Here is an 18356-nt window from a genome sequence, read left to right as displayed (position 1 = left end):
GCGAACTCGCGCATGCGAACGTCATTTGTGCTTGGCAAGATCGATGCCAGGATGTTTCCGAACGGTCCGCCGACGGGGACCGCCTTTTCGCTCCAATTCCGCCCGCCGAACCCAGCTTCTTAGACGCTGGATTTCAGCATACTGCTCAGCAAGATTACAATCGATCCCGACATCTTCGGCCTTCTTGGAACTGATCTGTTGCATCTGATCCATCCGGTTCGGACACTAATTGTTGGCGACCTAATTCGTTAGTAAGCTAAAATTCGGTTTAGGTTCAGATATCGCCTCTTCGTCTGCAAGTGAAAGCTCACTGCCCTGGCTTGAGCCGGCCAAGATAAACAAGTGTCGTGACCGGCATATGAATCAATTCGCGTCCGGACCAGATGACCACGCCGGCATGTCAACTCCGTCGTTGGCAGTCTCTCTATGTCGCAAACGCGGGCCGCGCGCCTGTTAGATTCCGTCGCCGCCTATTCGCTTGCGAAGCATTTGATCAGACGTGGCTGGCTCGGGTAGAACTCCGCGCCGGCGCCGAAACAAGACGCCTTTACGCCCAATAATCGCCTTGCCCGAATGATGCGATGCGATAAGGTATTAAAACTGATTGCGCATTTAAATCATTTTGACGGCCGATACTTTCGAGTGGGGCGACTTTTAATGCCGGAAATGGCCAAGCGAACCTCCGACGCGAGTGTCAGAACGGCGAGCGTTGCGCCTGTTGGGGGAGCGATCAAACGGTTGATTGACATCATTCTCGCGGTAGGCGGGATCGGGCTTTTGCTGCCGCTTCTTGTTTTCTGCGCGGTCGCAACATTCTTGGCCTCAGGAGGGTCGATCATCGCTCGCCATCGGAGGGTTGGCTTTCGCGGTCGTGCTTTTGATTGTTTGAAGTTCGAGACCTCCGCACCGGCTCACCGGCTACACCTTTGCTCGAGCGCGGATTCTGCTGCCCGCGAGTTAAGCGAAGCCGGAAAGAGACCGGACGAACCGCGCGTCACACGCTTGGGGGCCGTATTTCGTAAGGCCGGTCTCGACGAATTGCCGCAGGTGTTCAATGTGCTGCGGGGTGACATGAGCATTGTAGGCCCGCAACCCATCAGCGACGACGAAATCGATCATTATGCCGATAAAGCAGCGGCCTATCTGGCGTGCAAGCCAGGCATTACTGGACTTTGGCGGGTCAGCGGTCAGGCGAAGTATAGCGAGCGAGTTAGCTTCGATTGCGCTTATGCCAAGAGCTGGTCGCTCTTGTTGGATGCCAGGATCGCGATCTCAACCTTGTTCGCCAGGCTGGAGCCGACACCGGTACGGTTAGCAGCGATTTTCTTCGACAAGTTCTTCACGAACAAAGAAAAGCGGAAGGGATGAGACGATGAAATCCGTCGAAGCTTGGATTTGGCAATCAGGTGCAATCTAAGACCACGATGGTCATTGCTTGCCTCATCGCGGCGTGACTGAACTTGATAACATCGATGAAGCGGGTTTGAAGGCAAGCAATTTGCCCTACCCTGCGCAACGAGCAATTCGGAACGGATCGCGGAGCTTCAGGCTACCCGTCCCGGAGCGGCTTCGAATGACACGGCGCTTGCGTGATGTTCGCAGCGCAGCGACCTGGCATCCTCGGCGGCGATGACTCGTCTTCTTTGCCTGAAGGCACCGACCGTTTTTGCTATATCTTCATGGTAACTTTACTCTGGTCGAATCGGCGAGAGCTCGTCGATCCCGTCAGATTATCCGAGGATCTGCGACATGTTTCGATTTTTCACGCGTCCGCGAGCCATCAACTTCAAGGCGCGATCTCCAGAGCGGGACCTCGAAGTGGATCGTCTCAGAGCTGGAGCTATCTTTCGTGCGATCGAAGATGCGCTGCAGGCGGCCAGGGCCGAGCACGCTGGCCTAACCGCACGCGTCGACGAAGTACTCGCACGAGCTGCCATTACGCTGGGAAATGGCACGGACGAATATCTCACGCGTGAGGCTGAAGATAGCCGGAATCAAGACACTCTTGGTGCTGAAATCGCGAACGGGCAGCGCCGGTTGAGTGAACTGACGGTAAGTATCGGCCACTACCAGTTCTTAAGAACAGCACTCCTGACGAGGTTTCCCGATTTCAACTTGGCAAAGACGTCAAGCGGGTCGACTGCGCGGACGACGACCTAAATCCCATTTGCCCCGTTTTAATAAAAGAGGCGACGGTCGTCGCCCTGTTCTCCGCTCGGCCGCCAGTTGGAACTACTACCCGCTCATGTCCGAAGGAAGAGTATTTCGTCGGGTCGGAGCAAACCAAATTCGTCGGCCGGTTGCGGCCGTGTGGCAACTTCCGGCGATGACCAGGGAGCCTTTCTGGCGGCCGGCAGTCCGATCAGGAAATCAGGGGATGGGAGCGCCGTTAAAATAACTTCTCGTTAATGGTCCTCTGATTAACTTAGCCGCACCGCATTGCAACACTTGTGAGTGCCGCATCAAGCTGCAGGGGCGCAAATGGAACTTTTCGTCGCTGCCTGTCTGGTCGGAGCATTCATTGGCGTTTACTGCAACTTCCTGCTCCTGGTGCCCCTCACGCTGGCCACAGTCGTAGCCTCCGGTGCCGCCGCAGCGTCGCAGGGCCAAACTATTTCCGGGACGCTGTTGGCCATTCTTGTACCTGCGGTCGCCCTTCAGGGGGGATACATGATCGGGCTGACCAGCCGCGAACTCCTGAACCGATCTTCGAAGCGCATCTAGTCTCAAGCCGTCCGGCAGCCCATTGCGCCTTTCGCAGTTCAGGGAAAGGTAAATGGCTGGAGGCCCCCAACCGAAGACTACAAGCCAATCAGGACGCGGGAGCCTTGCGCTCTGCGGCGGTTTGGATGACCGAGGGCAGAGATTTACTCTAGGCTCCGATCAACGCTGCGCTCTCACCTTACCTTGCTGCGCACTGGGGATCTTGAAGTCCTCAATCCTGCCGCCGGCCTTCAAAGCGGAAACTAGCCATCGCGGCTGCTTACCACGTCCAGACCAGGTTTCTGACGGCACCGCTGGATTCCGATATTTTGGGAAAACCTTTGGATAATGGCGCCGCGCGCTCTTGCGACCTGCTTTGGTTGATTTCACCTCGACAGCCGCCGATGCTTGCGCGATTTTTCCACGATTGAGTTGGGTTAGCCTCTCTTCAAGCTGACGCTTTTCCGCAATGATCCGCTTGGATAAGAGAGCGGTGAGTTGCTCGTGAAGAGACCACAGATCATCAAGAGGCATCGCCTCGAGTTTCGACTTGTCCATGGGCGCTCAACAATGGTTCCGATTCGCGTATACCATAACATATTATGTATCAACCGGCATTCAACCCACCGTGCCGCCTCCACCGCTCGTAGTCTGCGCGCGGAATGATAGTCAAGTCGTGACGGGCGCAGCGGGTAACCCGTCCTGGCTCCAGACCAAGGTGATTACCGCTTTTGTGGTATTCAGGGAGAGCCTACGTTCGTTCGGCAACCCCCATCGCGTATGCTCCCGTGCGTGTGGATCAACGGCTTTCAAGCGCATAGCCAACAAAGGCGGAGAGAATTGCAAGACGTCTGCTAGTCTTAATCGGCCCACCGCGCGAAGCGTGAGATGGACTATAAGGAGGCGCGCCAGGAACTCTACGATTTGGGCGCCGCATGCTCAAGGTGACGAGGCAAGTTTGCACTTGCCTTGATGAACTGCGTTCGACCGAATTTCGATATCCTGATCAACCCGGCTGCACATCCAGCGGTTGATCGCGCAGAGTGCGAACAGGGCCTTGCCTTTGTTTTCGATTGCGACTGAGCAGGAAATTGCGCAACCGTCGCCGCTGCGTATTACAATGGTCCGCTTAGCGACGAACCATGTAAAGCCCTAGACCGCGTGCCACGATGCATTCAATGAGGAAATAATCGATCGCAATCAGCTTGAATACTGAGAGAGGCGTCAGGCAGAGATGAATTGCCAGGTATAAGTACGCAGTGGCTTGGCCTATTTCATAAGCCGGCATCCCCTTAGATCGGATGTTCCTTGCCTTTGGCGTGCGATCTAGGTCCCCAAGTCCTTCAAAGCTCTGCGGGCCGGTGCCTGTTTCTTTGAACGCGAAAAGTCATTTTTCCGCTTAGCGATTTTCTCATCCTTCCGCGCCGCAGCCATTTCAGCTCGACCGACGCTGATACGGAGCTTCTTCAGTTCCTGAAACTGATCGGCAATGCTTTTAGGCTTCTTCATCGCTTTATCTCAAAAACCAATGCGAAGAGATATCTGCAATTTGGCTCGTATGCCTTGCATCCCTTATAATGCAACTTTATCGGCGCCGGAAGACGTCGCAAGCAAACTTGGCATTAAGCTTTCGCGTGAAGGTTACCAATCATACAACGAGACGAGCTTGAGAAGGGCTCTTGCCAACCATCATGTGCGACCTTGCGGTTAACCTGCCCCGAGTATCCCGGTTGCACGGCTGGGACCTGCGATCCGCGATCGTCGATCCCTCGCGGATCGAAAGCCTCATCGCTGACGGCGCCGTGACGATCATTGACGATGGGCTTTCCATCAGCGACGGCGCTGAATTCCTGGTGCCAAGCGTCGCATCGGCGTTCGATGCCCATCTTGCGCATTCTGTCGCAACGCATAGCCGCGCGGTCTGAAGCAAACCGCCTCGCCCCTCGGCGAAGCCGTCAGGCGAGTATATTCCGCTTGGCGGCTTTATTCTTTGGATCGCCAGCGCACCACATGGATGAAAGTAAACCACTAATCGCTATCGCGATTGCCATGATGATCCTAACGTCCCTGTAGCGACGATGCTTGGCTGCTGAAGCTGCCGCATGGGCGACTTGCCTGTCGGCGAAACCAGCCTATGGTTACAACAAAAATAGCTTCAGGGAGGCGACAAGTGGCAAAGCTTTTGATGGCGGCGGCTGTTCTTCTTGCAATAGCCGGAATGAATGGTGCGCAGGCCCAGGATTATCCGGCAAGAACCGTTACGATCATCGTTCCCTTTGCAGCCGGCGGGCCGGCCGACATCACGGGCAGGATCGTCGCCGATATCTTTAGCCGTCATCTCAATCAGAAGTTTGTGGTGGAGAATGTCGGAGGTGCCGGCGGCACCCTTGGCGCGCTTCGAGCGGCCCGTGCCGCGGCCGATGGTTACACCATTCTTTCCGGGCACCTGGGCACAAATGCGCTTGCGCCGGCGTTCTATCCAAATCTGGGTTACGATCCGCAAAAGGATTTCGAGCCGATTGGATTAAGCGCCGAGTACCCCGAACTGCTGGTCGTCCGCAAAGATTTCCCTGCCAACAACCTCGCCGAATTTGTCGCCTATGCGAAATCCAACTCAGGCAAGCTCAATGCCGGACACGCCGGACTTGGCTCGGTGTCGTACATCGGCTGCCTCCTTCTCAACGCTGCGATCGGCATCAAGCCGACCATGGTCCCGTTCACCGGCACGGCCCCGGTGTTGAATGCAATGCTGGCGGGTGAAATCGACTATGAATGCGATCCCGTGCTCGGAACGTTGAGCCAGGTGCGAGCCGGCGCCGTCAAGGCACTGGCGGTCGCGGCCCGGAAACGCAGCCCGATGCTACCGGATGTGCCAACGTCTTACGAACAAGGCCTGCCCGAATTCGACTGCGCACCGTTTTACGGGGTGTTCGTGCCCAGCGGCACGCCGCAATCAGTTATCGAGAAGCTCGCGGAGGCGCTGGATAAAGGCCTCAGCGAGGAATCGGTGCAAAAGCGGTTGGCGGATCTCGGCGCCGACATCGTGGAGCCAGGCCGCCGCGGACCAAAGCCCCTCGCCGACCTGATCAGAAGCGAATCCGCGCGTCTGATGCCGATCCTAAGAGCTGCGATGGAGAAATAGGCGCGGCCAGTGTATCGCTCGTTGAAGACATTCGCTTCCGTTGGGAGTGCAACGACCTTGGCTAGTGCTCCGACGCATAGTCGGCGCGAACCGGAGCCGCGCCCGATGGCGGCACGTCGAGGCGCACTGCGATGCCCTCGAGTTCCTGACTCGGCGCCGGATAAAGCTTCATAACCAGCGGATCATGCCCCGGGACGATATGGCTCTCATCCGGCGCCAACGCCCGCAGCCGGTCGAACCCTTCCAGCATTTCGCCGATATGAAGCGCGGTGGTAAACGGACGTTCGCTCGCCATGTTCTCGTAAAAATGGCTGACGTCGGAAGCGAGCACGACGAACCCCCGGCGGGTCCTGACGCGAACGAATTGAAGCCCGGCCGAATGGCCGCCTGCCGCGTGTACCGAGAGGCCGGGAGCGAGCTCGGCGTCGCCATCGTAGAACAAGACGCGGCGCGCATAGTTGAGCCGTACGATCCCGCAGACGTCCTCGACCTCGAATGAATGCGACAACCTCGGATAGCGCATGAAGCGCCCCGTGGCATAGGCAAGTTCGCGCTCCTGAAGATGGAAACGCGCGTTCGGGAATCGGTCGAAATTTCCCGCATGGTCGTAGTGCAAATGGGTGAGAATGACATCCTCGACCGCACTCGCAGAGATATCGAACGCACTGAGCGTCTCCACGGGACAGCGCAGATATGTCCGTTTCCGTCTCGTCGATACTTCCGCGTTGAATCCGGTGTCGATGACGAAGGTACGACCTCCCCCTCTTGCCAGCCACATGAAATAGTCCATCGGCATCGGCCCGTCGTGCGGGTCGCCGCCGATGAAATGCTCACTCCGCCGTGCATCGCGGGTGGCGTAGCGAATGGCGAAGAGTTCGTATTCCGGCTCGGCCATGCTATTCCCTGACAGACCGGCAGGTCATGACTTGCCTTCGGCTTCGTTGAACGCCTCGCGCGCGTTACGGAAAGCGTCGATCCCTGCCGGCACACCGCAATAGACGGCGACCTGGAGCAGGATCTCCTTGATCTCGTCCTTGGTGAGACCGTTTTTCAGCGCGCCCTTGACATGCAGCTTCAACTCATGCGGCCGGTTGAGCGCGCCAAGCATCGCAAGATTGACGATGCTGCGCGTCCGGCGATCGAGCCCCGGCCGGGCCCACAATGCGCCCCAGCAGAATTCGGTCGACCACTCCGCCATCGTCCGGGTGAATTCGTCGGCGCCTGCCATGGATTTGTTGACGTAATCCTCGCCGAGCACTTCCTTGCGAATCTTCAATCCCTTTTCGAACAACTCGCTCATCACTGGTTCCTTCCGTTTGTTTGAGTGCTGTCTTTCAAGGCAGCGCGACTCAGCGCCCCACCCCCATCAGGCCCGATATGTCATCAAGCGTATCGATACGCCAAACGCCATCGATGATGCGATCGATATCCCAGTCGCTTTCGCCCAGCCGCGCACAATCACGCAGCTTGGCTTCGATAGCACGATCCGACAGCGGATCGGCAAGACTGCCCTTTGCCGCCATCACGATCTCGCTCAGCGCCTCTCCCGACGTCAATTGAATCACGACGCGCGCGGCGCCATCCGGAAGTGAGCCATCGAGCTCCGCCCTCACCTTCTGACGCCACGACACCAGGTCCGGGCGAAATACCATCGCCGCCGAGAACTCCGTGATGCCAGCGGCTCCTAGCAACAAGGCGCAGGCGGCGCAGTGATGGATGCTGACGCGTGCGTCGCGTTCGTTGCGGACCGGCCGATCACCGCGTGCCAGCAAGAGTGCGGAGCCCTGCACCGTGATGGAGGCGATATCCTCGATGTGCGAGCCCAGCCTTTCCCGTAATCTGAAGCAGGCATCGATCACCGCATGAAACACGATGCCCGCGGGATAGGGCTTGTAGGTGTTCTTGGCGATCTCCCAGGTCTTGCCCAGACCTCCCGTCAGCCGCGCAAGATCGGGCTCATCTCCCATGGCGCGCGCCCAACCGAGCGAGCCTTCAATGGCGAAGGGCGATGCGGAGTAGCCCTCAGCCGCAAGCAATGCGGCAAACAGGCCGTTGCGCGCCGCATTGCCGACGCTGACGTTCTTGGCGGCGCTGGAGAGATTCTCGACGATCCCGGCCGATTGGCTTGCAGCAATTCCAAGCGCATTGGAAATCTGGTCTGCCGACAGGCCGAGCAGCTTGCCGCTGGCGGCGGCGGCTCCGAACACGCCGCAGGTCGAAGTAATATGCCAGCCGCGCGCATAATGTCCGGGAGACACCGCGTTGCCGACGCGGCACTCGATCTCCACGCCGAGAATGAATGCCGTGAGAACGTCCCGCCCCGAAAATCCTCGCGCCTGCGCCAAGGCCAGGACCGGAGCTGCGACTGGGGCAGCCGGATGAATGATCGTGTCCAGATGGGTATCGTCGAAATCGAGCAGATTGGCTGACACCGCGTTGGCGAACGCTGCGCCCATCGCATCCAGCCGTTCCGGACGGCCGATGACCGCAGATGTTGCGACACCGCTGAACGGCGAAAGCACGCGCAAGGCAGCGGTGACCGCGGGGTCGTGGGCCGAACCCAAGGCGGTTGCAAAGAAGTTCAGGATCGAGCGTTTCGCTTCGTGACTTTGCCCCGCGACATCCGTCCACGTCGTACCGGCAACGAAACTGGCGAGCGTCGTGCCGGCGCCTTGCGCTTCATCTTGCCGCACTGAGCAAATTTCCCCGTGAGCCTGTTTCTCCAATCCTATTCCGCCGCGCCGCGCCCTGTCGACCGGAATCTTATGCTTGACAGATTAACTGACAATCTGGACATTTGGTCAAACGCGGCCGGGAACCCCGGCGGCGCCAATAACAAGAAGAGCGCTTGCGGCGCATCAGGGAGCGAACCATGGCAGCAGAAACAATCGGCTTTGTCGGAACGGGCCGCATGGGCGGACCTATGGCCGGACGCCTGCTCGACGCCGGCTATTCGCTATGCGTTTACGATTCGCAGACCGAAGCGACCAAGCCGCTGGTTGCGCGCGGCGCGCGGCTGGCGAAATCGCCCGCCGAAGTCGCGTCCAGCGCAGACATCGTGCTGGCGAGCCTGCCGACCCCCGATATCGTCAAGGCCGTGGCATTAGGCCCTGATGGAATCGTTGCCGGCAACCGCGCCACCATTCTTATCGATCTGTCCACCACCGGACCTGGCGCCGCCAAGGCGATCGCGAATGGATTCGAAGCCCGGAACATCACGCTGGTCGATGCGCCCGTCAGCGGCGGCATCAAGGGCGCGGTAAATGGCACGCTCGCCGTGATGGTCTCCTGCCCGCAGGCGACCTATGACAAGGTTCAGCCTATCCTGAAGCATTTTGGAAAGCTGTTTTACACCGGCGACAAGCCGGGTACGGCTCAGACCGCGAAGCTCGCCAACAATCTGATGGCGGCGGCCGCTCTGGTCATCACCTCCGAAGCGGTGGCGATGGGCGTCAAGGGCGGCGTCGACGCCAAAGTGCTGATCGATATCATCAACGCCAGCAGCGGACGCAACAGCGCATCCGAAGACAAATTCCCCCGCGCGGTGCTTCCCGGCACGTTCGACTTCGGCTTTACCACCGGCCTTTCCTACAAGGACGTGCGGCTCTGCGTCGACGAAGCCGAAGCCATGGGCGTTCCGATGGTCTGCGGCTCCGTGGTGCGGCAGATGCTTGCGATCACCAATGCCAAATATGGCGCGTCGTCCGACTTCACATCGATCGCGAAAGTGCTGGAAGAGTGGGCCGGCGTGCAGATGCGTGGGTAGGCCGACGCCATCGTCGAAAGGGAGCCGCAGCGTGACGGTCGGATCGATCGGACCAGGCGAAGTATCGATGGCGCGAGCGTTCGCGCGCGACGCGCTTGCCGTCGATGCCGGCCGTCTCGATCAGGACGTCGTTGAGAAGGCCAAAATCTGCCTGCTGGACTTTCTCTCCTGTGCTTTCGAGGCCCGCAATCACCCCTGGAGCCGCCAGGCGATCGGCATCGCGCGGCAGGTGGCAAATGGCGCGACCATCATCGGGACCGGCTCGCTTGCCGCGCCGGGCGATGCCGCCTTCGCCAATGCGACGATGGGCCACGGCCTGGTGCGCGAGGACATGCATGCCGCCAGCATCTGCCACCACGGCGTGGTGATCTGGCCGATCCTGCTTGCCCTGTCGGAGCGAACATTGTTGTCCGGGGCGAATTTCCTTGGCGCCGCGATCATCGGCTATGAGGCCGGCGCGCAAATCGGCCGCGCACTCGTTACGGCCGACCTCGCCCGCCTCTACCGGCCGACCGGCCTGGTGGCGCCGCTCGGCGCAGCGTTAGCGGGAAGTTGTGCCCTCAGTCTCACCGAGGATGCCGTAACGAGTGCGGTCGCCATTGCCGCCAATACATCATCCGGCCTGAACGAATGGCCGCGTGCCGGCGGCTCCGAGATGTATTTCCACCCGGGTTTCGCTGCGCGCAACGCGATTGCCGCGATCGAACTGGCCGAAGCCGGTGCCCGCGCCTCGGAAACGATCCTCGAGGGCGAAGCCGGACTATTCGCAGCCTTCCGCCGGCAGCCTGCCCCCGCCAGCATCCGGTTGTTCGCGGGCGCGCGGCCCGAGATCATGGCGGTCTATAACAAGCCGGCGCCCGCGTGCAATTTTGCCCAGACCGCGGCACAAGCAGCCTTGCGTGCCGTGCGCGACATAGGAACGGCGGACGACATCGCGACAGTTTCGATCCGCTTCCCCGAGGCCGCGGCCGACTATCCCGGCTGCGATTTCAAAGGCCCGTTCCGCAACGCGTTGCAGGCGAAGATGAGCATCCCCTTCAGCGTCGCTGCCGTGCTCGCGCGCGGCGCGCTCGAAGAGGCCAATTACGCTGACATCGACGACATCAGAATTCTTCGCCTCGTCGAGCGAACCAGCCTGCAAAGCGAGCCGCACCTCACCGCCGCATTCCCGGCCAAGCAGGGCGCCGAGATACGCGTTACCTTGCGCGACGGAAACGCCGTCGATCAGCGCCTCGACAATGTCATTGCCGCGACGCCGGAAGAGATCCGCACGCGCTTTCGAACTGCTGCGACCGGCGTGATCGGCGACAAGCGCGCGCTGCTTCTCGAAGGACTTGTCGACGATTGCGCATCGCTTCCGGACAGCCGCGTCATCGCAGCCTGCTGCCGGTCCGAACCAAGCGAACGGCAGTTGCGGCCGGCATCATGACCAATATGAGCAAGCAGGAAATGTGGAGCGAAATGTTCAAACCTGAGGCGCACTCGACATCGGCCAGCGCACCGAAGACGAATGCCAACGCCGCACGAGGTCGTCGGTGACACAGGTGCTGGAAGGTTTTCTGCAAGCGTTGTCCGCCGGCCTCCTTATCGGCGCGGTCTACGGCCTGATGTGCGTCGGGCTCGGGCTGATCTTCGGCGTTATGCGGGTGATCAATTTTGCCCAGGGCGATTTCATGATGCTCGGCATGTACGCGGCGTTCTATTTCTTCACTGCGCTCGGCGTGCAGGCCACGTTCGGCAACACCTTTGGACCGTTCGTCGCGATCCTGCTGGCCGGCCCGGTGTTGGCCGTCTTCGGCTACTTCGTCCACCTTACCCTGATCTCACGCGTATCAGGCACGCGCACCTCTTCGCTCGAGGGAGAGGGGCATTATGCCCAGCTCATCCTGACGCTCGGGATCGCGCTGATCCTGCAGAACGGCGGTCTGCTCGTGTTCGGTTCGGTGCTTGCCTCGATCCGGACGCCGCTGTCGAGTTCGGCGTGGGAGCTTGGACCGTTATTTTATGACGTCAGCGTCTTCATCAACAAGGCGCGCGGGATAGACGCGGTTGTTTCGCTGGTGACGATGTTGCTGCTGACGCTAATGATCACGCGGTCGCGGATCGGAAAGTCGCTGCGCGCCGCGGCCGACAACCCCACCGCGGCGACCTATATGGGTATCGACGTTGACCGCGCGCACCGCATTGCCTTCGCGCTCGGCACTGGTATCACCGCGATCGCGGGTGGCCTGCTCGCCACAAACTATCCATTTCACCCCTTTGTCGGCGTCGAATACGTCATCGTCATGTATGCCGGCGTCGTGCTCGGCGGCATGGGCAGCATCATCGGCGCCTTCTGGGGCGGCATGACGATCGGCCTGGTCCAGCAGATGTCGACGCTGATCCTTCCGACGCAATTGCAGAACGCCGCGATCTTCGTCGTGTTTCTCCTGATCATCTTTTTCCGCCCGCAAGGTTTCTTCGGGCGCATGGTCGAGAGGACGTGACCATGCGTGGCTGGCGATCGCTGCTGCCTATCATTGTCTTCACCGCGCTCTATGCGGCGGTGTCGCTGAGCGTGACCAATTCCTATTACCAGCTCGTCATGACGCTGGTGCCGGTCTGGGCGATATTCGGCCTGTCGTGGAACCTGCTTAGTGGATACACCGGATTGATCTCGTTCGGTCACGCGGCTTTCTTCGGCCTCGGAGCCTATGCCGTCGTGCTCGGACAGATCCATTTCGATCTGTCGCCGTGGATCATGATCCCCATCGCAGCCATCCTTGGCGGCATCGCCGGACTGCTGATCGGCTTTCCGACTTTCCGCCTGCAGGGCCACTACTTCGCGCTGGCGATGCTCGCCTACCCGCTCGCCATTCTCTATGTGTTTGAATGGCTCGGCCTTCAGGAAGTTACGCTGCCAATAAAACGCGACAATCCGATCGCCTATATGCAATTCGCCGATCACCGTCTCTACACACTGCTGGCGCTGGCGATGATGCTCGCTACGATCCTGCTGACACGGGCGATCGAGCGGTCGCGCTTCGGCATGGCGCTGCTTGCGATCAAACAAAACGAAGCCGCCGCGGAAGGCGCGGGAATCAACACGCTGGCCTGGAAACTCCGTGCCGTCACGCTCAGCGGAGCCATCGCCGGAGCGGTCGGCGGATTCTACGCGGTCGTGCTGCTGGTGGTGACCCCACAATCCGTATTCGGCATGCTGGTATCGGCCCAGGCGCTGACGGTCGCCATGTTCGGCGGTGTTGGAACGGTCTGGGGTCCGGTGATCGGATCCGTGATCCTGATCCCGTTGGCCGAAACGCTCAACGCCGAAGCAGGCTCGCGCTTTCCCGGCATTCAGGGCGTGATCTACGGCCTCGCCATCATATGCGTCATCCTTCTCGCGCCTGAGGGCCTGTTTTGGAAAGTGCGTGACTTCCTGCGCAAGCGGTCGGCATCGCCTGCCGCGAAAACATCGAGCGGCCCGGATATCCCGGCCGCCGCCGTTCCCTCCGCGCCGGCGCCATCGCGTTCGGAACGATTCCCGGGAACGGGCGACGTCGTCCTCGAAGTACGTAACCTGTCGCGCTCCTTCGGCGGATTGAAAGCCGTTCAGGATGTCAGCTTCAAGCTGCGGCGAAACGAGATCCTCGGCATCATCGGTCCCAACGGCGCCGGCAAGACCACGCTGTTCAACCTGTTGAACGGATTCCTGCGGCCAGGTACGGGCGAGATTCTCCTCGACGGACGCGAGATGTCCGGCCGCAAGCCGCATGAGCTCTGCGAGGCCGGCATCGGCCGCACCTTCCAGATCATGCGACCGTTCCTGCGCATGTCGATCTCGGACAACGTTGTGGTCGGCGCCTATGTCCGCGCCAAGACCGATGCCGAGGCAAGACGGCTGGCGACTGAGGCGATTGCCCGCGTCGGCCTGTCCGAGATCGCCGACCGCATCGCCGGCGAACTCACCACCAAGGAATTGCGGCTGATGGAGCTCGCCCGCGCATTGGCCGGACAACCGCGCATCCTCCTGCTGGACGAGACGCTCGCGGGCCTCGGCCATGACGAAGCGAACGAGGTCGTAGCCGTAATCCAGCGGCTGGCCCGCGACGGCATGACGATCGCCATCATCGAGCACACCATGCAGGCCATGGTTCGCCTGGTCGACAGTTTCCTCGTGCTCGACCACGGCGCCGTTATCGTCGAGGGCGAGCCGGAGGCCGTCACCCGCGACAGCCGCGTCATCGAAGCCTATCTCGGCAAGAAATGGATGGCCCATGCTCCACATTGAAGGGCTGACATCAGGCTATTCGATCCCGGTCTTGAACGACGTCTCGATCAAGGTCGAGGAAGGCCAGTTCGTCGCTATCGTCGGACCGAACGGCGCCGGCAAGACCACCCTGTTCAAGACGATTTCCGGCATCGTGCGTCCGAGCACCGGTACGATCAGGTTCGCCAATCAAGACCTGCTGTCGATCCGGCCCGCGCAGCGCGCGCATCTCGGCATCGCCCATGTCCCGGAAGGCCGTCAAGTTTTTCCGTCGCTCACGGTGATGGAAAATCTCGAAATGGGCGCGATGACCGAGGCCGGTCAGCGCGACTGGAAACACAATATCGAGCGCATCTTCGAATGGCTGCCGATCCTCGCCGAACGCCGCGGCCAGTTCGCAGGAACACTGTCCGGCGGACAGCAGCAGATGCTGGCGATCGGCCGCGGGCTCGCCTCCTCGCCGAAACTCCTGATGCTGGATGAGCCCTCGATGGGCCTCGCGCCAACCATCGCGGATTTCATCTTCGAACGGCTGATCGAGATCCGGCGGCAATCGAACCTCACCATCCTGCTGGTCGAACAGCGCGTGGCGGAGGCGCTGGAATCGGCCGACCACGGCTACGTTCTCGAAGCAGGCCGCGTCGCACTCGAAGGCAACAACCAAACCTTGCGGGCGGACGACCGCATCCGCAAGGCCTATCTCGGCATGTAACCAACAAACGATCAATAACACCATTGGGAGAACGAAAATGGGCGAGGCCAATATGTCGAAGACATCGTTGACGCGGCGAACCGTGCTCTCCGGTGCCGCCGCCATGGGACTGTCGACGATGGCGCGCGCGCAGCAACCTGCCGAGGTCAAGGTCGGCTTGATCGTGCCGCTGTCGGGCATTTACACCCGGCCGGGCCAGGTGATGCGGATGGGCGCAGAGATGGGCATCGAGCACATCAACGCTCAAGGCGGCATCAAATCGCTCGGCGGCGCCAAGCTCAAGCTGATTGTGATCGATTGCGGCGATACCACTGAAAAGGCCAAGAATGCGGCGCAGCGCATGGTGGCGCAGGAGCCGGACCTGGTTGCGGCGACCGGCTCGTATCTCAGCTCGTTTACGCTGGCGGTGACCGAGGTGACCGAACGCGCCGAGCTGCCGATGCTCACATTGTCCTATTCGGACCTGCTGACCGAGCGCGGCTTCAAATTCATCTTCCAGACCGCAGCGCCCGCAAGCCGGCAGTCGGAACTCGGCCTGCCTGAACTGATGAAGCTTGCCGAGGCCGCATCCGGCAAACGCCCGAAGACGGTAGCGATGCTGATGGACAATACGGCGACGTCAGTTGCGACCGCCAAGGCGCTGAAGGAGAAAATCTTCGCGCAGGAAGGCCTTCGGCTCGTCGTGGAAGAAGTATGGACGCCCCTGCTTTCCGATGCGACGCCGCTGATCCAGAAGGTCAGGTCGGCGCGTCCAGATCTGCTGCTGTTCATGCCCAACGCCATTTCCGACGCCAAGCTCGGCCTGGAAAAGATCAACGAGTTCGGGCTCGGCCAAGGCAAGATCCCGACCGTCTCCTTCAGCATCACGATCGCCGAGCCCGACATGCTGCAAAGCGTCAGCACGGAAGCCGTTCAGGGCATCATGACGGTGGTCGCCAACTGGGGCTCGAAGGGCCACGAGGCGCTGATCGCCGAGTTGAAGGCAAAATACAAGGAGCCCTGGATGACGCAGAACGTCATCTCGACCTACGGCGATATGTGGCTGATGAAGGCAGCGCTCGAACAAGCCGGAAAGGCCGATCGCCTTGCCGTTGCACAGGCGTTCCGGACCATGGACGGCGGTCCGTCGAAGCACTACCCGGGCGGCCAGCTCAAGTTCGACGAGAAGGGCCGCCGCGTCGGCGCCGGCGTGGTGATCGCGCAGTGGCAGTCCGGCGTGCCCGTCACAGTCTATCCGTCCGATCTCGCATTGGCTGCGCCATTCTGGCCGAAGAAGTCCTGACCGTAACGCGTTCAAAAACTTCAGGGAGGATTAGCGATGACAAGAGCTACCCGGGCCGCATTGACGCGGCGCAGCCTGCTCGCCGGTGCATCCGCCGGCCTGATCTCTTCTCGCGCATGGGCGCAGCAGCCTTCCGAGGTCAAGGTCGGATTGTTGGTGCCGGTTTCCGGCCTTTATGCCCGCCCGGGTACGGTGATGCGACAAGGCGCCGAGATGGCGGTGGATCACATCAACGCGCAAGGCGGCATCAAATCGCTCGGCGGTGCCAAGCTGAAACTGGTCGTACTTGATTCCGGCGATACGACAGAGAAGGCCAAGAATGCCGCGCAACGGATGGTCGCCCAGGAGCCCGACCTTGTGGCGGCGAGCGGCGCCTATCTCAGTTCATTCACGCTTGCCGTCACGGAAGTGACCGAGCGGGCCAATCTTCCGGTCCTGACCCTCTCCTATTCCGATCTGATTACCGATCGGGGCTTCAAGTATGTCTTCCAGACGTCGGCAACGGCCGGCTCGCAGGCAAAGCAGGCCCTGCCTCAGATCGTGAAGCTTGCGGAGACGGCTTCCGGCAAGAAGCCAAAGACGGTCGCGATCGTCACGGATAACACGGCGGCATCGGTTTCCTCGGCCAAAGCGATGCGGGACGGCCTGCTCGCCGAAAACGGCCTCCAACTGACCGTCGACGAAACCTTTACCCCGCCGCTCGCCGATGCCACCTCGCTGGTCCAGAAAGTCCGCTCAGCCAGACCAGACCTGCTCTTCTTCCTGCCGACCGTCATTTCCGACGCCAAGCTACTGCTCGAGAAGATGAACGAGTTCGGCTTGGGACAAGGCAAGATTCCGACGATCTCGTTCGGCATCGCCATCGCCGAACCCGACATGTTGCAGACCGTAAGCCCTGAATTGCTGCAAGGCCTGCTCACCTGCGTCGCAAGCTGGGGCGCCAAGGGTCACGAGGCCCTTATTGCCGAACTCAAGACCCGCTACAAGGAACCGTGGATGACGCAGAATGCGATCTCCACCTATGGCGACATGTGGGTGATCAAGGACGCGCTCGAAAAGGCCGGCAAGGCCGACCGCGTCGCGGTGGCCGACGCCCTGCGCGCCATGGATGGCGGTCCCTCCAAATATTACCCGCTCGGTGAAATCAAGTTCGATGAAAAGGGCCGCCGCGTCGGCGCCGGCATGACCATCGTGCAATGGCAATCCGGCGTACCCGTCACGGTGTTCCCTCCGCAACTGGCGCTGGCCCAACCGTTCTGGCCCAAAAACTAGCGTGTAGCCATCAACCGCAACACATTGGATACCGATATGGACAAGGCGACATACGATCGAGGCCTCAAGATCCGCAAGAGCGTCCTGGGCGATGAATTCGTCGACAAGGCAATCACTTCGGCCGACGACTTCAACCGGCCGATGCAGGACCTCACGACGGAATATTGCTGGGGCTATGTCTGGGGCCGCGATGGCCTTAGCCACAAGACCCGCAGCTTTCTCAACCTGGCGATGCTGTGCGCACTGAACCGGCCGCATGAACTCAAGACGCACGTTCGGGGCGCACTGACCAACGGAGCGACGCGCGAGGAGATACGCGAGGTCTTCATGCAGGTTGCAATCTATTGCGGCGTACCGGCCGGCGTCGATGCTTTCCGCAACGCGCGGGAAGTATTCGCCGAGTTGGACCAGAAGAAATAAACAGGAGCCCGATCCGATGCTGCAGGGCAAATGGGCACTCGTCACCGGCGCAACAGCCGGCCTTGGGCTGGCCGTGGCGGAGAGCCTGGCCGGCGCCGGTGCCAATATTGCCCTGCACGACCTGCTTGAGCCCCGGGAGGCCCGGGATCGTCTTCGTTCCCGTTTCGGTGTCGATGCCGTAAGCGTGGCCGCCGACCTGTCACAACGTTCATCGATCGAAACCATGATGGACGACCTACTCGGGCGCCTCGGAGCCATCGATATCCTGGTGAACAACGCCGTGGTCCGGCATTTTTCACCGGTCGAGACATTTGCTCCGGAGCATTGGGAAGAGGCGCTGGCGGTCAATCTGTCGGCGCCCTTTCATCTGGTCCGGCTCGCGCTGCCCGCCATGAAGCAGCGTGGCTGGGGCCGCATCATCAACATGGCCTCGATCTATGCGAGCCGCGCCATTGCCGACCGCATCGACTACGTGACCACGAAAACCGCCATTCTCGGCATGACCCGGGCAGTCGCGATCGAGACGACACGGGACGGGATCACCTGCAACGCCCTCTGCCCGGGCGTCCTTCCGACGCCGGCCATCCAGGGCAAGATTGCATCGATCGCGGCGAGCGAAGGCCGCGCCGTCGACGAAGCAACGCGCGACTATCTGATGGCGCGGCAGCCGACCGGGCGGTTTGTCGCCATGGAAAGCGTGGGCGCAATGGTTGTCTTCCTGTCCAGCCCGGCCGGGCAGGACATCACGGGCGCGACGCTGCCGATCGACGGAGGCTGGTCCATCGCATGAGCACCAACACTCCACACCGA

19 protein-coding genes are annotated in these 18356 nt (G+C 60.7%); 14 read left to right on the top strand and 5 right to left on the bottom strand.

Features of this window, described 5'->3' with window-relative positions:
* The first annotated feature begins 657 nt into the window (after positions 1 to 657).
* From CP49_RS25300 to CP49_RS25290, 3 genes are all read left to right on the top strand, one after another.
* Complete coding sequence (locus tag CP49_RS25300; protein WP_063799914.1) at positions 658 to 1368, top strand: sugar transferase; 711 nt, start codon at positions 658 to 660, stop codon at positions 1366 to 1368.
* Positions 1369 to 1749: 381 nt separating this feature from the next.
* Entirely contained in the window at positions 1750 to 2160 is a 411-nt protein-coding gene (locus CP49_RS25295) for a hypothetical protein (protein WP_057852884.1), read from the top strand.
* A 321-nt stretch (positions 2161 to 2481) separates the two neighbouring features.
* Entirely contained in the window at positions 2482 to 2724 is a 243-nt protein-coding gene (locus CP49_RS25290) for a hypothetical protein (RefSeq protein ID WP_057852883.1), read from the top strand.
* Between the two features lie 159 nt (positions 2725 to 2883).
* Here the strand turns inward: CP49_RS25290 and CP49_RS25285 are convergent, their stop codons facing one another.
* On the bottom strand, positions 2884 to 3261 hold the full coding sequence (locus CP49_RS25285; RefSeq protein WP_057852882.1) for an H-NS histone family protein: 378 nt from the start codon (positions 3259 to 3261) through the stop codon (positions 2884 to 2886).
* Positions 3262 to 4029: 768 nt separating this feature from the next.
* Complete coding sequence (locus CP49_RS25280; RefSeq protein WP_057852881.1) at positions 4030 to 4212, bottom strand: hypothetical protein; 183 nt, start codon at positions 4210 to 4212, stop codon at positions 4030 to 4032.
* A 170-nt stretch (positions 4213 to 4382) separates the two neighbouring features.
* Between CP49_RS25280 and CP49_RS25275 the strand changes: the two genes are divergently transcribed.
* Entirely contained in the window at positions 4383 to 4628 is a 246-nt protein-coding gene (locus CP49_RS25275) for a hypothetical protein (RefSeq protein ID WP_156438645.1), read from the top strand.
* A 245-nt stretch (positions 4629 to 4873) separates the two neighbouring features.
* Positions 4874 to 5845 carry a Bug family tripartite tricarboxylate transporter substrate binding protein gene (locus CP49_RS25270; RefSeq protein WP_245310852.1) on the top strand — a complete coding sequence of 324 codons (972 nt, stop codon included), beginning with the start codon at positions 4874 to 4876 and terminating at the stop codon, positions 5843 to 5845.
* 61 nt (positions 5846 to 5906) lie between these two features.
* On the opposite strand, the gene CP49_RS25265 is transcribed toward CP49_RS25270, so the two are convergent.
* From CP49_RS25265 to CP49_RS25255, 3 genes are read right to left on the bottom strand one after another with little or no spacing between them, the layout of a single operon-like run.
* Positions 5907 to 6740: an N-acyl homoserine lactonase family protein gene (locus CP49_RS25265; RefSeq protein ID WP_057852878.1), complete on the bottom strand. Its 834-nt coding sequence runs from the start codon at positions 6738 to 6740 to the stop codon at positions 5907 to 5909.
* 24 nt (positions 6741 to 6764) lie between these two features.
* The gene (locus tag CP49_RS25260) at positions 6765 to 7145 is read right to left on the bottom strand and encodes a carboxymuconolactone decarboxylase family protein (RefSeq protein WP_057852877.1); all 381 of its coding nucleotides are present in this window, start codon (positions 7143 to 7145) and stop codon (positions 6765 to 6767) included.
* 49 nt (positions 7146 to 7194) lie between these two features.
* Positions 7195 to 8538 (bottom strand): MmgE/PrpD family protein, encoded by a 1344-nt coding sequence (locus tag CP49_RS25255; protein WP_057852876.1) that lies wholly within the window; start codon positions 8536 to 8538, stop codon positions 7195 to 7197.
* A gap of 164 nt (positions 8539 to 8702) precedes the next feature.
* Here CP49_RS25255 and CP49_RS25250 point away from each other — a divergent pair, with 164 nt between their 5' ends.
* The 9 genes from CP49_RS25250 (at position 8703) to CP49_RS25210 (ending at position 18336) form a co-directional block, all read left to right on the top strand.
* Positions 8703 to 9611, top strand: a complete 909-nt coding sequence (locus CP49_RS25250) for an NAD(P)-dependent oxidoreductase (protein ID WP_276326855.1) — start codon at positions 8703 to 8705, stop codon at positions 9609 to 9611.
* Between the two features lie 31 nt (positions 9612 to 9642).
* The gene (locus CP49_RS25245; RefSeq protein ID WP_057852874.1) at positions 9643 to 11040 is read left to right on the top strand and encodes an MmgE/PrpD family protein; all 1398 of its coding nucleotides are present in this window, start codon (positions 9643 to 9645) and stop codon (positions 11038 to 11040) included.
* Between the two features lie 106 nt (positions 11041 to 11146).
* Positions 11147 to 12097: a branched-chain amino acid ABC transporter permease gene (locus CP49_RS25240; RefSeq protein WP_245310851.1), complete on the top strand. Its 951-nt coding sequence runs from the start codon at positions 11147 to 11149 to the stop codon at positions 12095 to 12097.
* A gap of 2 nt (positions 12098 to 12099) precedes the next feature.
* A complete protein-coding gene (locus tag CP49_RS25235) occupies positions 12100 to 13881 on the top strand; it encodes a branched-chain amino acid ABC transporter ATP-binding protein/permease (RefSeq protein ID WP_197423230.1) in 1782 nt (593 codons plus the stop codon).
* Positions 13868 to 14572 carry an ABC transporter ATP-binding protein gene (locus tag CP49_RS25230; RefSeq protein ID WP_057852872.1) on the top strand — a complete coding sequence of 235 codons (705 nt, stop codon included), beginning with the start codon at positions 13868 to 13870 and terminating at the stop codon, positions 14570 to 14572. Before CP49_RS25235 ends, CP49_RS25230 begins: the two co-directional genes overlap by 14 nt.
* Positions 14573 to 14609: 37 nt before the next feature.
* Positions 14610 to 15854, top strand: coding sequence for an ABC transporter substrate-binding protein (locus tag CP49_RS25225; RefSeq protein ID WP_156438644.1), 1245 nt, complete (start codon positions 14610 to 14612; stop codon positions 15852 to 15854).
* Between the two features lie 36 nt (positions 15855 to 15890).
* Entirely contained in the window at positions 15891 to 17126 is a 1236-nt protein-coding gene (locus tag CP49_RS25220; RefSeq protein ID WP_057852870.1) for an ABC transporter substrate-binding protein, read from the top strand.
* A 36-nt stretch (positions 17127 to 17162) separates the two neighbouring features.
* Positions 17163 to 17546, top strand: a complete 384-nt coding sequence (locus tag CP49_RS25215) for a carboxymuconolactone decarboxylase family protein (protein WP_057852982.1) — start codon at positions 17163 to 17165, stop codon at positions 17544 to 17546.
* Positions 17547 to 17562: 16 nt separating this feature from the next.
* Positions 17563 to 18336, top strand: a complete 774-nt coding sequence (locus tag CP49_RS25210) for an SDR family oxidoreductase (RefSeq protein WP_156438643.1) — start codon at positions 17563 to 17565, stop codon at positions 18334 to 18336.
* The last annotated feature ends 20 nt before the right edge of the window (positions 18337 to 18356 follow it).

Origin of the sequence: Bradyrhizobium valentinum, assembly GCF_001440405.1 — a bacterium.
GTDB classification, from domain to species: domain Bacteria; phylum Pseudomonadota; class Alphaproteobacteria; order Rhizobiales; family Xanthobacteraceae; genus Bradyrhizobium; species Bradyrhizobium valentinum.
Note: the sequence above shows the minus strand (reverse complement) of the source record. Positions and strands in the feature narration are given on the sequence as shown.

Bases quoted from the DNA above. Each gene is read 5' to 3' on its own strand.
- CP49_RS25300 (WP_063799914.1), top strand. From the start codon at position 658: ATGCCGGAAATGGCCAAGCGAACCTCCGACGCGAGTGTCAGAACGGCG.
- CP49_RS25295 (WP_057852884.1), top strand. From the start codon at position 1,750: ATGTTTCGATTTTTCACGCGTCCGCGAGCCATCAACTTCAAGGCGCGA.
- CP49_RS25290 (WP_057852883.1), top strand. From the start codon at position 2,482: ATGGAACTTTTCGTCGCTGCCTGTCTGGTCGGAGCATTCATTGGCGTT.
- CP49_RS25285 (WP_057852882.1), bottom strand. From the start codon at position 3,261: ATGGACAAGTCGAAACTCGAGGCGATGCCTCTTGATGATCTGTGGTCT.
- CP49_RS25280 (WP_057852881.1), bottom strand. From the start codon at position 4,212: ATGAAGAAGCCTAAAAGCATTGCCGATCAGTTTCAGGAACTGAAGAAG.
- CP49_RS25265 (WP_057852878.1), bottom strand. From the start codon at position 6,740: ATGGCCGAGCCGGAATACGAACTCTTCGCCATTCGCTACGCCACCCGC.
- CP49_RS25260 (WP_057852877.1), bottom strand. From the start codon at position 7,145: ATGAGCGAGTTGTTCGAAAAGGGATTGAAGATTCGCAAGGAAGTGCTC.
- CP49_RS25235 (WP_197423230.1), top strand. From the start codon at position 12,100: ATGCGTGGCTGGCGATCGCTGCTGCCTATCATTGTCTTCACCGCGCTC.
- CP49_RS25230 (WP_057852872.1), top strand. From the start codon at position 13,868: ATGCTCCACATTGAAGGGCTGACATCAGGCTATTCGATCCCGGTCTTG.
- CP49_RS25225 (WP_156438644.1), top strand. From the start codon at position 14,610: ATGGGCGAGGCCAATATGTCGAAGACATCGTTGACGCGGCGAACCGTG.
- CP49_RS25220 (WP_057852870.1), top strand. From the start codon at position 15,891: ATGACAAGAGCTACCCGGGCCGCATTGACGCGGCGCAGCCTGCTCGCC.
- CP49_RS25215 (WP_057852982.1), top strand. From the start codon at position 17,163: ATGGACAAGGCGACATACGATCGAGGCCTCAAGATCCGCAAGAGCGTC.
- CP49_RS25210 (WP_156438643.1), top strand. From the start codon at position 17,563: ATGCTGCAGGGCAAATGGGCACTCGTCACCGGCGCAACAGCCGGCCTT.